This window comes from Streptomyces sp. NPDC090119, assembly GCF_044747085.1.
Taxonomy (GTDB): domain Bacteria; phylum Actinomycetota; class Actinomycetes; order Streptomycetales; family Streptomycetaceae; genus Streptomyces.
Genome location: NZ_JBIVDK010000001.1, coordinates 1448343 through 1462381 on the forward strand (window position 1 = coordinate 1448343; position 14039 = coordinate 1462381).

Sequence of the window (14039 nt, forward strand, 5' to 3'; positions counted from 1 at the left end):
GATGGGTGACACGCAGGACTGGGCGGCAGGACCCGGAGCGGCGGAGCGGGCGCGGTCGGTCCTTGCGGCCGCGTGGTCGTGCGCGGTGACCGCGGACGGCGCCCGCGAGGAGTACGTCGGTGCGCACACCGTGACGGGGGACGGCGGGGTACTGCTCGACATCCCCGAGGACAGCGCGCTGTTCGCCGCCGCGCTGTGCGCCCCGCGCGGCGAGCCCACCGCCGTGCTGGAGTTCGCCGATGTGTCCCCGGTACCGGTGCGCCAGCGCATCCGGGCCCGGCTGTGGCTCGCCGGCTGGTTCACCCAGCGCGGCGCGCGGCTGCTGTTCCAGCCCACCCGGGTGGTGCTGCGCCAGCCCTCGGGAGCGGTACTGATCGGCCTGGAAGAGTTCGCGGCCGCCCGCCCCGACCCGCTGGCCACCGCCGAGGCGCAGCTGCTGACCCACCTCGCCGACTCCCACCCGGACGCCGTGGAGCGGCTCACCCGGCTGGTCCGACCCGAGAGCCTGCACGCCGTGACCCGCGTGGCCCCGGTCGCGGTCGACCGGCACGGGCTCACCCTGCGCATCGAACGCACCCGCGCGCACGGCGACGTACGGCTGGCGTTCCACACGCCCGCCGACGACGTCTCGCAGCTCACCGAGCGCATGCACGCGCTGCTCACCCAGGCCAGCGCCGCCGCCTGCCCGCGCGCCCTACAGCGGCACCGCGCAGACGGCGACGGGTGACACGAACGGCTCACCCGCGCGGCTGAGCGCTCCGGTACCGGTGTCGACGTGGAACACGCTCACCGTGCCGGAGCGCTGGTTCGCCGTGAACAGCAGACGGCCGTCGGGCGAGAGCGCGCACTGACGGGGGAAGTCCCCGCCCACCGGCACCGTGCCCAGCAGCCGCAGCCGGGAGCCGTCCTCCTCGACGGCGTACCGGGCGACGCTGTCGTGCCCCCGGTTGGCGAGGAATGCGAAGGCGCCGTCCGGCGTCACCACGAACTGCGCCGGATAGTTGGTGGCGTCCCCGCTCGCCCCCGAGGGCTGCGGCTCGCCCACGGTCAGCCGACCGGTCGCCGGGTCGTACGCGCAGACGGCCACCGTGTCGTCCACCTCGTTGGCCAGGTAGGCGTACCGCCCGTTCGGATGGAACGTCAGATGGCGCGGGCCCGCGCCCGGCCGGGTGTGCGCCTGGGAGACCTCGGTCAGCGTGCCGTGCTCGGCGTCCAGCCGGTAGGTGTAGACGGTGTCGGTGCCCAGGTCGACGGAGAGGACATGGCCGCCGTCCGGGCTGGTGATGAACTGGTGCGCGTGCGGGCCCTGTTGGCCCGGTCCCGGCGCCGGGCTCGTGTGCGTGACCAGCGCGGTGCGCTCGCCGAGGGCGCCCGAGGCGTCGACCGGGTGCACGGCGACACTGCCCGAGCCGTAGTTCGCGCTCAGCAGCCAGCGGCCGCTCGGATGCACCGAGAGATGACAGGGACCCGAACCCCCGGTGCTGCGGCTGCCCAGCACCTCGCGGTCGGAGAGCCGCACGGCGGTGACCGCGCCGTCCGCACGCTCGTCGACCGCGTACAGCGTGTGCCCGTCTGGGTGGACGGCGAGATACGACGGGTCGGGGATCTCGGCCAGCGGCTCCGCGTCGGTGACCGCGCCCGACACCGGGTCGTACCGGGCCACGGACACGCCCTTTCCGCCACCCTCCACGGAGGTGTAGGTGCCCAGGTGGAGCGGGCGGGGCCCCGGTTCGGCGGCCGCCTGACGGTGTGGCGCCGGGGCGGGGTCCGGGGTCGGGTCCGGGGGCGGTGCGGCGGGTGCGGGCACCGTCACGACGGCGGCCGTGCCCGCCATGGCGCCGACGAAGCGCCGCCTGCTCCAGCCGTCCCGCTCCGCCCGCGCCGCCTTGTCCATGCCGCCCCTTGAGTCCCTCACCCGTCACCGTGGTCCCGGCCACCCTGTCGCGGACCGCCCGCCGAAGGCAAGACGGTGCGGCCGGTCACCAGTCCCCGTCAGCCACCGGCTTGCCCGGCGCGTCCTTCAGCGGGACCACCTGCCCCGGCGTCGGCTGCTGCCACGGGTCCAGGTCGTCGCCCAGCCAGTCGCCCACCGGACGCACCGGCTTCAGGGGGTCGGCGGGGGAGAGGTCGTCGGCCTCGTCGTCGTAGTGCTCGAACCAGGGCAGGCCCGCCCGGGTGTACGCGGCCCGGTCCACGGGCGAGGGCGGGGGCTCCTCGCCGGTGATGCGGCGCCACTCCGGCGGGGTGACCAGGTGGACGAAGACCCGGCCGGACGGGGTGTCGGACCAGTCCGACGCGGGGCGTTCGTCCCGGTAGACCTCCTGGCGCATCGAACCGCCCACGCCCAGCCCCATCGCCGCCGCCCGCCGGGGAGCGGCACCCGCGGGCGGCGGACCGCCGGGGGCCGGGGCGGCGAAGGCGGGCGCGGCGCCGTAACCCCCGGCCAGTGGCGCGCTCCTGGCCCGCTCGGCCGCCCGCCACCGCTCGAGCACCTCCGGGCGCAGCCCGAACGCCTGCAACTGCACCCCGCCCCAGGTCTCCTCGCCGGTCACCTGCCCCTCCACGGTCGCGCCGAGCCCGAGGGGTACGGCGACGAACTGGCGGACGGTGCCCTTGCCGGAGTTGACGCCGTCCAGCCAGGGCTGCCGGGGGAGCGTGACGTAGTTCTGCGGGTCCCGCGCCAGCCGCCCCCGCCAGGGCTTGCCGGAGACCGCGCAGACCTTGCCGACGCCGACCTGGAGGGCGGCCGGTTCCGTCGTACCGGCGAAGTTGAGCCACATCGCCTCGCGCAGGTACATCGGCAGCAGCACCCCGCCGCGCGCCCGCCATGCCTCCGGCACCCGGTCGGCGTAGTCCGCGACCCGGCGCAGCGGGAACTCGCCCAGCCCCGGCGGCAGCGGATGCGTACCCCGCTCCGGCAGCCGCAGCGTGCGCACGAAGCGCACCACCACCCCGTCACCCAGCCGCAAGGTGTTCCCGTCGATCCGTACCCCGGCCCGCTCGGCCATCGGCCCGCCCCCTCGAAGCTGCGGCACCGGTGCTGTCCGGTGTCCCGTCACCCAGAACGTCCGCCGACCCCCGCACGGTTCCGCCACAGGTCCTCCTGGACGCCGAGGCGCTGGCGCAACCGGTTGATCCGGGGCATCTTCGCGCGCTGCTGCCGGGACACCCGGTCCAGCTCCTCCAGCAGACGGTGGCTGCGGTGCTCGGTGTCCAGCTCGTCGATGATCCGGCTGACCTCGGTCAGGACCGCGCCGAGGAGCTGCCAGTCCGCCCAGTCCTCCTCGACGTGCTCCTGGAGCTGTTCCGCGAGCCGGTCGCGGGTGGCGGCGGCCATGTGCAGCTCGGCGGTCAGCCGGGACTCGGCCGACTCGGCGTTCGCGCTCAGATCGGTGGTCACCAGCACCGCGAAGCTCACCACCGCGTCCGCGATCTCGGACAGCACCTGCTCCACGGTCGCCCCGATCGGCGGCGGGAACAGCTCCTTGGCGCCCCGTGACTTCGCCAGGTCGGTGAAGGAGCGGGCCAGTACGCGCAGAACGACCGTGCAGATCTCCAGCGTGTCCAGGCCGGTGCGCAGCACCACCCGGTGCAGCAGGCCCTCCTTGACGCGCGGGTTGAGCCGGAGGCTCTCCTCGGCCTGCCGCAGGGCCGCGTCCACCTGGATGATGTCGTGGTCCAGCCGACGCGCCTCGTGCAGCCGCTCGGCCGCCCGCTGCCAGGGAATGGTGCCCGACGCCTCCTCGCCCATCCGGAGCATCAGCTGACGCACCCGGCGTGCGAGCCACTCGATGGACCGCCCGGCCGCGTCCACCCACACCGGGGGCGGCAGCAGGAAGTTGCAGGCCATGCCGATGATGGCGCCGATCAGGGTCTCCACGATCCGCGCCCACGCGGTGTAGCCGACCGTGGTGACGCCGAGCACGAGCATCGCGCTGATCGCCACCTCGTTCACGTACTCGTGCACGCGCACCAGGTGACCGATGCTCAGCGCGGCGACCAGCAGCAGCGCCAGGCTCCACCAGGTCAGGCCGACCAGGAGGCTGAAGACAATGGCGACCAGGACACCGGTCACCACCGCGTTCACCCGGCGGATGCCGTTGGTGAGGGTGGCGAAGAAGGTGACCTGGACGACCAGCAGGGCCGTCAGGGGCGCGGTCAGCGGCGCCGGTTCCGGGCTGAGCCGCAGCGCGATCACATAGGCGACCGTGGCCGCCGCGGCCGACCTGAGTGTCTGGACGACCACCGGCTCCCGGCGGCGCGCGAGCAGGCGCCGCAGCGCGTCGGCCCACTTGCGTCGCTGCGACGCGTCCATCCACTTCCGTACGTCTGGCATCCTTTGGCGTCTTCCCTTTCCGTCACCGCGTCGAACGGGGCCGTTCGAGCACCGTGCACGCGAAAGGGCTCCCCCTCAGGCGTACAGCTGATCGACGAAGGCCGTCAGGTTGCCGCCCGCGCGGGCGATCTGCTCCTCCGTCGTGAGGCTCTCCTCGAACCTGGACCCCGACTCCGGCACCTTCTTCCCCCTCAGATACAGGGAACACGCCAGGTCGGAGCACATGTACACGCCGACGGAGTTGCCGTCACGGCCCGCCGCGCCCACCTTGCGGGCGGTCATCAGGGAGACCCCGCCGCCCCGATGGGTCGTCAGACACACCGAGCACATGCTGCGGTGCTGGAACCCGCGCCGGACCGTGGGGGAGCGCAGCGCGATGCCGACGACGTCCGCGCCGCGTTCGAGCACCAGATAGCCCCGGTCGGGCGCGCCCGGATCGCGCCAGCCCAGGAAGTCGAGGTCGTCCCAGGGGCGTTCGCCCAGGTCGCGGGGGACCGCCAGCCGCTTGGCGTCACCTTTGGAGCAGTTGACGAAGGAGGCACGGATGTCCTGCTCGGTGAGGGGGCGCATAGGGGGAGTCCTTCTGTTGTAGCCGTGAGCCTAGGGGGTCTAGGTTTATGAGGGTATAGAAGTCCGGCGTGCCGGGCCAAGCGGTTTTCCGTGCGCCCCCTGCTCGCCGGCTGCCCGTCGGCTATTCGTCGGCTTCGGCTTCCCGGACCCTCGGCGGCCACACGCCCGGCGCGAGCACACCCAGGGCGTAGGCGCGGGCGACCAGTTCCGTGCGGTTGGCCGCGTGCCAGCGGGCGGACAGCCGACGCAGGTGATAGGTGACACCGTCCCGGCTCAGGCCCAGCTCGCGAGCGGCCCGGCCGGTCGTGGCGCCCTGGGCCAGCAGCGCCAGCACCGCGCCCTCCACGGGGGTTACCGGCGCGGGCTCCGGGGCGGGGTCCGGCTCGGTCTCCCCGAGTACCCGGAGCATCACCAGCAGTGCCGGGGTCTCGTCCGTGGAGTCGCTCACCGGGTCGGCGGTCAGCTCGCCGTGCCGCTCCACCCCGCCGGGCCCGCTCCAGCTCACCGACACCTGGTAGCGGGAGCGGTGCCGCAGCCGCAGCGCCTGGGCGATCCGCTCCACCTGGCCTGCCTCCTGCGGCCGGAACAGCTCCAGCACGTCACGGCCGCGCAGCTGCCCCGGCGACGTACCGCACTCGGCGGCCATCGCCGGGTTGGCCATCGCCACCTTGCCGTACACGTCGCACACCGCGACCGGCACCGCGACCCGGTCGAAGAGCATCAGGGCCCGGTTGCGCCACACCACGGCATCCGCCAGCCCCCACTCCACGCCAGCCTCCCAGGTGCCGAACCGTCCCCACCATCCAAGACGAAAACCCAGGTCAGCGGCAACTTCGCAGGCAGTGCGCAAGTGCCCGCGCCCACTTTCCACTGCACGTTCGTGTAGTGGCCCGGCACGGGCGCGCCCCGCCGCTGGAGCACGCTGGAAGACGCCAGCCCCCACGCGAAACGCCAGTCCCCGCCCCGCGAAAGGCAGTTGCCGCGCCATGCCCCCCACCGCACCGCACCCCGAGCCCCCCGCACTCACCGGCGTGCCGGTCGTCGACATCTCCGCCACCGGGCCGACCCGCACCCCCATCCAGCAGGTCATGGAGCTGATGCGGACCCACGGGCCGGTGCTGGTGCGCCGCCTGCACGGGCGCGACGCCCTCTTCGTCGCCGACGCCGACCTGATCGCCGACCTCGCCGACGAGGACCGGTTCGCCAAGCACATCGGGCCCGCGCTGGAGAACGTGCGCGCCTTCGCCGCCGACGGCCTCTTCACCGCGTACAACGACGAGCCGAACTGGGCCAAGGCCCACGACATCCTGATGCCCGCCTTCGCGCTCGGCTCCATGCGCGCCTACCACCCGGTGATGCTGAAGGTGGCCCAGCGGCTCATCGAGGCATGGGACCGCTCCGCCCGCGCCGGACAGCCGGTGAACGTCCCCGACGACATGACCCGGATGACCCTCGACACCATCGGCCTCGCCGGGTTCGACTACGACTTCGGCTCCTTCGAGCGCCCCGAGCCGCACCCCTTCGTCGAGTCGATGGTGCGCTGCCTCCAGTGGAGCATGACCCGCCTGGCCCGCGTGCCCGGCGGCGACTACACCGAGGCCGACGCCGCCTTCCGCGAGGACGCCGACTACCTCGCCGGGGTCGTGGACGAGGTCATCGCCGCCCGCACCGGCACCGACCAGAGCGAGGCCACCGACCTGCTCGGGCTGATGCTCAGCGCCGAGCACCCCGCCGACGGCACGACCCTGGACCTCGCGAACATCCGCAACCAGGTCATCACCTTCCTCATCGCCGGGCACGAGACCACCTCCGGCGCGATGTCCTTCGCCCTGTACTACCTGGCCAAGCACCCCGCCGTGCTCCGCCTGGTCCAGCGCGAGGCCGACGCCCTGTGGGGCGACACCGCCGACCCCGAGCCGTCCTACGACGACATCGGCAAGCTCACCTACACCCGCCAGGTGCTCAACGAGGCACTCCGGCTGTGGCCGACCGCCGCCGCCTTCAGCCGGGAGGCCCGCGAGGACACCCTGCTCGGCGGGCGGGTCCCGCTGCGCGCCGGGCAGGCCGTCAGCGTGCTGGTGCCGATGCTGCACCGCCAGCCCGTCTGGGGCGACAACCCCGAGCTGTTCGACCCCGACCGCTTCACCGCCGAGGCCGAGGCGGCCCGCCCCGTGCACGCCTTCAAGCCCTTCGGCACCGGTGAACGCGCCTGCATCGGCCGCCAGTTCGCGCTGCACGAGGCGACCATGCTGCTCGCCATGCTGGTCCACCGCTACCGGCTGCACGACCACGCCGACTACGCGCTGGACATCAAGGAGACCCTCACCCTCAAGCCCGAGGGCTTCACCCTCAGCCTGACCCCGCGCACCGACGCCGACCGCGTCCACTCCCCGCTGCCCGGCGCCGCCGCCGTGACGGCCGTCGAGGACACCGGCGCGCAGGGCCTGCCCGCCCGGGTCCGCCCCGGCACCGCCGCCCTGTTCCTGCACGGCAGCAACTACGGCACCTGCCGCGACTTCGCCGGACAGCTCGCCGACGAGGCCGCCGCCCTCGGCGCCGCCACCGAGGTCGCCCCGCTGGACGCCTACGCCGACGGCCTCCCCACCGACCGCCCCGTGGTCATCGCCGCCGCCTCCTACAACGGCCGCCCCACCGACGACGCCGTCGCCTTCGCCGCCTGGCTGGAGGGCGACCACGACCTCACCGGCGTCACCTACACCGTGCTCGGCGTCGGCGACCGCAACTGGGCCGCCACCTACCAGCACATGCCGACCCGCATCGACGCCCGCCTCGCCGAACTGGGCGCCACCCGGCTCACCCCGCGCGCTGCCGCCGACGCCTCCGGCGACCTCACCGGCGCCGTCCGCGACTACACCACCGCGCTGCGCACCGCCCTGCTCACCGAGTACGGCGACCCCGACGCCACCACCCCCGCCGACGAGCCCGAGACCGCCTACGAGGTCCGCGCCCTGACCGGCGGCCCGCTCGACGCCCTCGTCGAGCGGCACGAGCTGCTCCCGATGACCGTCACCGAGGCGTACGACCTCACCGCGCCCGGACACCCCCGCGTCAAGCGGTTCCTGCGCGTCGCCCTGCCCGACGGCGTCACCTACCGCACCGCCGACCACCTCACCGTGCTGCCCGGCAACGCCCCCGAGACCGTGGAACGGGCCCTCGCCGCACTCGGCGCCGACCCCTACACGGTGCTCGACATCCGCGCCACCCGGCCGCGCCGCGACGGACTCGCCGTGGACCGCCCGCTCACCGTGCGTGAACTCCTCACCCGGCACGTCGAGTTGCAGGAGAAGCCCACCGCGCGCCAGCGCGAACTGCTCGCCGCGGCCAACCCGTGCCCGCCCGAGCGCGCCGCCCTCGCCGCCCTCACCGACGGCGACCCGCGCACCCTGCTCGAACTGATCGAGGACCACCCCGCCCTGCGCGAGGCCCTCGACTGGCCCCGGCTGCTGGACCTGCTCACCCCGCTGCGCCCCCGGCACTACTCCATCTCCTCCTCCCCGGCCGCCGACCCGCGCCACGCCGACCTCATGGTCTCCGTGCTGGACGCCCCCGCCCGCTCCGGCAACGGCCGCTACCGGGGCACCGGTTCGGGCCATCTGGCCGGCGTGAAGCCCGGCGACACGGTGTACGCCCGCGTCCAGCCCTGCCGCGAGGCGTTCCGCACCGACACCTCCACCCCCATCGTGCTGATCGCGGCCGGTACCGGTCTCGCGCCGTTCCGCGGCGTCGTCATGGACCGGGTGGCCGACCGCGCCCGGGGCGCCGAACTCCCGCCCGCACTGCTCTACTTCGGCTGCGACGCCCCCGACGCCGACTACCTCCACGCGACCGAACTGGGCGCCGCCGAGAGCGCCGGAGCCGTCTCGCTGCGTCCCGCCTTCAGCGCGGCCCCCGTCGACGGCGCGATGTTCGTCCAGCACCGGATCGCCGCCGAGGCCGACGAGGTCTGGGAGCTGCTCGGCGCCGGGGCGCGGATCTACGTCTGCGGCGACGGCGCCCGCATGGCACCCGGCGTCCGCGAGGCGTTCCGCACCCTGTACCGCGAGCGCACCCCCGGCGCGGACGAGGCGGCGGCGACCCGCTGGCTGGACGAGCTGGTCGGCGCGGGCCGCTATGTGGAGGACGTGTACGCGGCAGGCTGAGTCACACCCCGCCCCACCCGCACCCCCTGGAAATCTCACAGCATGAAATAAGGGGGCCCGAGAAGTCGTGCCCGGCCTGTCGCGAAGGGTATGTTGCAGGTCGGGCACGGTTCGGAAGGGGCCACATGGCGGGGCGGAACGGGCGCACGGTACGCGATCTCAGGCGGGGCAACCGCACGGCCGTGCTGCACAGGCTGTACTTCGACGGCCCCCTCAGCCGCTTCGAACTGGGCCCGGCCACCGGACTCAGCTCCGGCTCGGTGAGCAATGTCGTCGCCGACCTGATCGCGGACGGACTCGTGGAGGAGGCGGGCAGCGTCGACTCCGACGGCGGCCGCCCCCGCACCCTGCTCCGGGTCGCCCCGCACAGCGGCCAGATGATCGGCGTGGACGTGGGCGAGACCCGCGTCCGCGTCGAGCTGTTCGACCTCGCCCTCACCGAACTCGCCCGCGCCGAACGCCCGTTGACCCGCCCTGGCTACGACGTGGACGACATCACCGGCCACATCCGGGACGGCGTCGCCGAGGTGCTGGCCGCCGACGGCGCCCGACCCGAGCGGCTGCTCGGTGTCGGCGTGGGCGTGCCCGGCATCATCGAGCACACCGCCGACCGGGGCGCCGTGGTGCACGGCCAGACCATCGGCTGGGACGCCGTCCCGCTGGAGCGGCTGCTCCGCGCGACCTCCGGGCTCCCCGAGAGCGTGCCGTACTTCATCGACAACGGCGCCAAGACGCTCGGCCAGGCCGAGATGTGGTTCGGCGCCGGGCGCGGTGCCCGCAACGCCCTGGTGGTCCTCTTCGGCTCCGGCGTCGGCGCCTGCCTGGTCACCCCCGAGGTGGAGCACGGCCGCGCGGTGGAGTGGGGCCATCTGACGGTACGGGTGCGCGGGCGCCGCTGCCGCTGCGGGGCGCCGGGCTGCCTGGAGGCGTACGCGGGCGCCGAGTCGCTGCTGGCCCGCTGGCGTGAGGAGGGCGGACGCCCGCCCGAGGGCACCGACGAGGAGACCGCGCTCACCGCGATGCTCGCCGCCGCCTACCCGGCCGGGGACACGGAAGCCGACCCGGTCGCGCTCGCCGTGCTGGAGGAGACCGCCGAGTACCTCGGCGCGGGCCTCTCCGACCTGATCAACCTCTTCCAGCCCGAGCGCATCCTCATCGGCGGCTGGGCCGGACTCCAGCTCGGCACCCGCTTCCTGCCCGCCGTACGCCGTCACGCGGCCACCTACGCGCTGAGGTACCCGGCGGACCAGGTCACCATCGAGCTGGGGCGGCTCGGGCCCGACGCGGTCACCGTCGGCGCGGCGATCCTGCCGCTGGCCGACTTCTTCGGCCGGGGCGGCCGTCGTGCCGAACCGGCGCCCGAGGACCGGCCGCCCGCCTGGCGGGCCGCGCTGGACGAGCGCACCCCGCGCTGACCCGAGCCGGAACACGAAGATGCCCCGGCCGTGACGGGGGAATCACGACCGGGGCGGTCCATCAGCGGACGGGGTCCAGGTCAGGTCGGGCCCGCGTCCACGTCTGGTTCAACGGACAACCAGCGGGTGGCGTTCCCGCCCGGCGAGGTGATCCGGGTCACCCGGTCAGGGTGTGGGTAGGCGCCCCTCGCGGGTCCAGTCCAGCAACTGGTCCGCCGTCCAGGTGTTCACCACCCGCCCGGCGGGCACCCCGCACTCCTCGGCGCGGGCACAGCCGAGGATCTGCCAGTCCAGCTGGCCGGGCGCGTGCGCGTCGGTGTCGATCGAGAACAGCGTCCCGGCGTCCACCGCCCTGCGCAGCAGCCGTTTCGGCGGGTCCAGCCGCTCCGGACGGCTGTTGATCTCCACGGCGGTACCGGCCTCGGCGCACGCGGCGAACACCTCGTCCGCGTCGAACGACGACTCGGGCCGCCCGCGCCCGGTGATCAGCCGACCGGTGCAGTGGCCCAGCACGTCGGCGTGCGGGTCGGACACGGCGGCCACCATCCGCCGGGTCATCGCGGCGGCGTCCATCTTCAGCTTGGAGTGCACCGACACCACCACGACGTCCAGCCGCTCCAGCAGCTCCGGCTCCTGGTCCAGCGAGCCGTCGTCCAGGATGTCGCATTCGATGCCGGTGAGCAGCCGGAACGGTGCCCAGCGCTCGTTCAGCGTCTCGACCAGGTCGAGCTGCTCGCGCAGCCGCTCGGGGGAGAGGCCGCGGGCCACGGTGAGACGGGGGGAGTGGTCGGTGAGCGCGGTCCACTCATGGCCCAGCTCGGCCGCCGCCCAGCCCATCTCCTCGATGGTGCTGCCGCCGTCCGACCAGTCCGAGTGGGTGTGGCAGTCGCCGCGCAGGAGCGCCCGCAGCTCCTCGCCGCCGTCCGCCGTCAGCGGGCCCCCGGCGTCCTCCTCCAGGGAGCGCAGATACGCGGGTGTCTCCCCGGCCACCGCCTCCTCGACCACCTTCGCGGTCTTCGGCCCGATCCCCTTCAGCGTCTGCAGCGTCCCCGTGGAGACCCGCCGGGTGATCTCGTCCTCGGGGAGGTCCTTCAGCACGCGCGCGGCGGTACGGAACGCGCGTACCCGGTAGGTGGGCGCGAGGGAGCGTTCCAGCAGGAAGGCGATCCGGTCCAGCGCCGCGACGGGTTCCATGGCCACCTCCCGGCTCCGCACGGACCTCCAGGGTTGCCCACCGGCGCGGTCTCCGCACGGTGACGGCCCGGACGGCCCGTGCGGACGAGCCGTCCCCGCGCCTCGCGTTCTACGCTCGGAGACATGACCGAACAATCAGCTCCGTACATGTCCAACCCGCGCATCCGGGTGCTCGGGGTCTGTCCGGGCAAGCCGGGGTCGCCGCCCTTCCGGGTCATGGAGATCGACGGCGAGGTGATCGGCGAGGTCACGTCGATCACCGGGGTGCTGGAGGCCGCCGCCGCCCGCGGCATCGTCATCCACGATCTGGACGACCCCGACGTGGTCCGCTGGGTCGGCGGCGACAAGTTCACCTGGCGGGTGCGCGGCGCCCGCCGAGGCGAGGGCTGACTAGCCCACCGTCCACTTCTGCGCGGCTGTGCCGTTGCAGGTCCACAGCTGGAGGCGGGTGCCGTTGGCCGCGTTGGCGCCCGTCACGTCCAGGCACTTGTTGGCCTGGGGGTTGACGATGTCGTTGGCCGCGGAGACCACCCACTTCTGGTTGGCGCTGCCCGCGCAGTCCCACAGTTGCAGGGGCGTACCGTCCGCCGTGCCGTTGTCCTTCAGGTCCAGGCACTTGCCGAGCGCCCGTATCGTGCCGTCCGAGCCGACGGTCCACTGCTGCGCGGCGCTGCCGTTGCAGTCGTAGAGCTGTACGGGGGTGCCGTTGGCGGAGTTCGCCGCCGCCACGTCCGCGCACTTGCCCGCCAGGCCCCGGATGGCCTTGCCGCCCGTCGAGCCGCCGCTCGTGGTCACCGACACCGAGTCCACGACGAGCTGCGCCGGGAATTGGGTCGAGCCGTCCGGGTCGCCGGGCCAGTAGCCGCCGACCGCGAGGTTCAGGATCAGGAAGAACGGCTTGTTGAAGACCCAGGTCCGGCCGCCCAGGTCGGCCGGGGTGCGCCGCTGGTAGACGTTGCCGTCGACGGTCCAGGTGATGGAGTCCGGCGCCCAGTCGACCGCGTAGGTGTGGAAGGCGTCCGCGAACGCCTGCCCGTTCGGCAGCGAGTAGCCCGCGCCGATGCCGCCCGAGCCCGAGTAGCCGGGGCCGTGGATGGTGCCGTGCACGGTGGAGGGCTCGAAGCCGACGTTCTCCATCACGTCGATCTCGCCCGAGTCCGGCCAGTTCACCGGCGTGCCCAGCATCCAGAACGCGGGCCACATGCCCTGCCCGCGCGGGATCTTCATCCGGGCCTCGACATGCCCGTACCGCGCGTTGAACTTGCCCGAGGTGTTCAGCCGGGCCGAGGTGTACTGGCAACTTCCGTACCAGCACTGGTAGTTCGCCGGGTTCTCCCGCTTCGCGGTGATGACCAGGTGGCCCTGGCCGTCCAGCGCCGCGTTCTTGGTGCCCGAGGTGTAGTACTGCCGCTCGTGGTTGTTGACGTTGTCTCCGGTCTCCAGCGTCCACTTGGAGCCGTCCACGGCCGAACCCGCCGGGCCGTCGAAGGAGTCCGAGAACGTCGCCGCCGCGACGGCCGGGGCGGCGGCCGTATCGGCCCTCGCGGGACCGACGGCCGCCGAACCGACCAGCGCGGCGGAGAGAGCGGCAAGGAGGCATCTGCGGAGCAGGCGTGGGGATGCCATGACTCTCCGTTTCACATGGGGGGAGTGACGCCTCTTGTTGTAGAGATCGGGACCGGGGCCGTCAATACCTTGGTACAGACCAGCGATCGACGGCTCGGACAAACCGGTGGAGGACGCTCAGTCCGCCACCACCTTGGGCCGCCGCGCGTGCACCGCCCGCCCGAGCCTGCGACCCAGCAGCAGCCAACCCAGCAGCGCACCCGTGGTGTTGAGGATGACGTCATCGATGTCGAAGGCGCGCCCGGTGATCAGCGCGCCCTGGGTCAGCTCCACCATCAGCATCACCAGCGCGGTGAGGAACAGGACCTGGAGCACGCCCCGCGCCCGCGGAGCCAGCACCGGCACCAGCACGCCGAACGGCACGCCGAGCAGGACGTTGCCGCCGATCTGCTTCAGGGTGTCGCGCACCGTGCCGTACTCGAAATACGCCTTCAGGGAGTTGCCCGGGTGCATGTTGCTGTGCGTCAGCGCCTCCGACGCGGGCGACGGCTCCAGGGTGATCCGGGCCAGCGCGATGGCGAACGCCACCATGAAGATGAACGCCAGCAGCATGATCGGCAGCCGGATCGGCAGCGGCAGCGGCCTGCGCTCCGCCACCACCGGCGCCGGTTCCGTCACCGTCTCCGGCTCGGTGACCGGCGCGGGCTCGGCCTTCTCCAGGCGCCCCCGCCGCAAAGGGGTGCGCAGTACGGTCGGCAGGCGAAGGGCGGTACGGGCCATGCGGTGGTCCTCCAGTCG

Annotated in this window: 12 protein-coding genes; 4 read left to right on the plus strand and 8 right to left on the minus strand. The window is 73.5% G+C overall.

The genetic code is table 11. From position 1 onward, the window contains the following. The first annotated feature begins 1 nt into the window (after position 1). Positions 2 to 727 carry a DUF2470 domain-containing protein gene (locus ACIPPM_RS06610; protein ID WP_401443779.1) on the plus strand — a complete coding sequence of 242 codons (726 nt, stop codon included), beginning with the start codon at positions 2 to 4 and terminating at the stop codon, positions 725 to 727. Here the strand turns inward: ACIPPM_RS06610 and ACIPPM_RS06615 are convergent. The 5 genes from ACIPPM_RS06615 to ACIPPM_RS06635 form a co-directional block, all read right to left on the minus strand. Then, positions 695 to 1894, minus strand: coding sequence for a lactonase family protein (locus tag ACIPPM_RS06615; RefSeq protein WP_401443781.1), 1200 nt, complete (start codon positions 1892 to 1894; stop codon positions 695 to 697). The two genes, ACIPPM_RS06610 and ACIPPM_RS06615, sit on opposite strands and share 33 nt — an antisense overlap. A gap of 85 nt (positions 1895 to 1979) precedes the next feature. Continuing rightward, positions 1980 to 3008 carry a hypothetical protein gene (locus tag ACIPPM_RS06620; RefSeq protein ID WP_401443783.1) on the minus strand — a complete coding sequence of 343 codons (1029 nt, stop codon included), beginning with the start codon at positions 3006 to 3008 and terminating at the stop codon, positions 1980 to 1982. 47 nt (positions 3009 to 3055) lie between these two features. Next, the gene (locus ACIPPM_RS06625) at positions 3056 to 4315 is read right to left on the minus strand and encodes an aromatic acid exporter family protein (RefSeq protein WP_401444221.1); all 1260 of its coding nucleotides are present in this window, start codon (positions 4313 to 4315) and stop codon (positions 3056 to 3058) included. Between the two features lie 96 nt (positions 4316 to 4411). Continuing rightward, entirely contained in the window at positions 4412 to 4906 is a 495-nt protein-coding gene (locus tag ACIPPM_RS06630; RefSeq protein WP_401443785.1) for an FBP domain-containing protein, read from the minus strand. A 121-nt stretch (positions 4907 to 5027) separates the two neighbouring features. Next, the gene (locus ACIPPM_RS06635; RefSeq protein ID WP_401443788.1) at positions 5028 to 5675 is read right to left on the minus strand and encodes a PAS domain-containing protein; all 648 of its coding nucleotides are present in this window, start codon (positions 5673 to 5675) and stop codon (positions 5028 to 5030) included. 217 nt (positions 5676 to 5892) lie between these two features. On the opposite strand from ACIPPM_RS06635, the gene ACIPPM_RS06640 reads away from it, so the two are divergent. Both ACIPPM_RS06640 and ACIPPM_RS06645 read left to right on the plus strand, forming a co-directional pair. Continuing rightward, positions 5893 to 9066, plus strand: a complete 3174-nt coding sequence (locus ACIPPM_RS06640) for a cytochrome P450 (protein WP_401443790.1) — start codon at positions 5893 to 5895, stop codon at positions 9064 to 9066. 125 nt (positions 9067 to 9191) lie between these two features. Continuing rightward, positions 9192 to 10481, plus strand: coding sequence for an ROK family transcriptional regulator (locus ACIPPM_RS06645; RefSeq protein ID WP_401443793.1), 1290 nt, complete (start codon positions 9192 to 9194; stop codon positions 10479 to 10481). Positions 10482 to 10646: 165 nt separating this feature from the next. On the opposite strand, the gene ACIPPM_RS06650 is transcribed toward ACIPPM_RS06645, so the two are convergent. Continuing rightward, the gene (locus tag ACIPPM_RS06650; RefSeq protein WP_401443796.1) at positions 10647 to 11675 is read right to left on the minus strand and encodes a PHP domain-containing protein; all 1029 of its coding nucleotides are present in this window, start codon (positions 11673 to 11675) and stop codon (positions 10647 to 10649) included. 123 nt (positions 11676 to 11798) lie between these two features. Here ACIPPM_RS06650 and ACIPPM_RS06655 point away from each other — a divergent pair, with 123 nt between their 5' ends. Continuing rightward, positions 11799 to 12065 carry a hypothetical protein gene (locus ACIPPM_RS06655; protein ID WP_393599665.1) on the plus strand — a complete coding sequence of 89 codons (267 nt, stop codon included), beginning with the start codon at positions 11799 to 11801 and terminating at the stop codon, positions 12063 to 12065. Here the strand turns inward: ACIPPM_RS06655 and ACIPPM_RS06660 are convergent, their stop codons facing one another. After that, the gene (locus ACIPPM_RS06660) at positions 12066 to 13301 is read right to left on the minus strand and encodes an RICIN domain-containing protein (protein WP_401443799.1); all 1236 of its coding nucleotides are present in this window, start codon (positions 13299 to 13301) and stop codon (positions 12066 to 12068) included. A gap of 117 nt (positions 13302 to 13418) precedes the next feature. Further along, the gene (locus ACIPPM_RS06665) at positions 13419 to 14021 is read right to left on the minus strand and encodes a VanZ family protein (protein WP_401443802.1); all 603 of its coding nucleotides are present in this window, start codon (positions 14019 to 14021) and stop codon (positions 13419 to 13421) included. Positions 14022 to 14039: the final 18 nt, after the last annotated feature.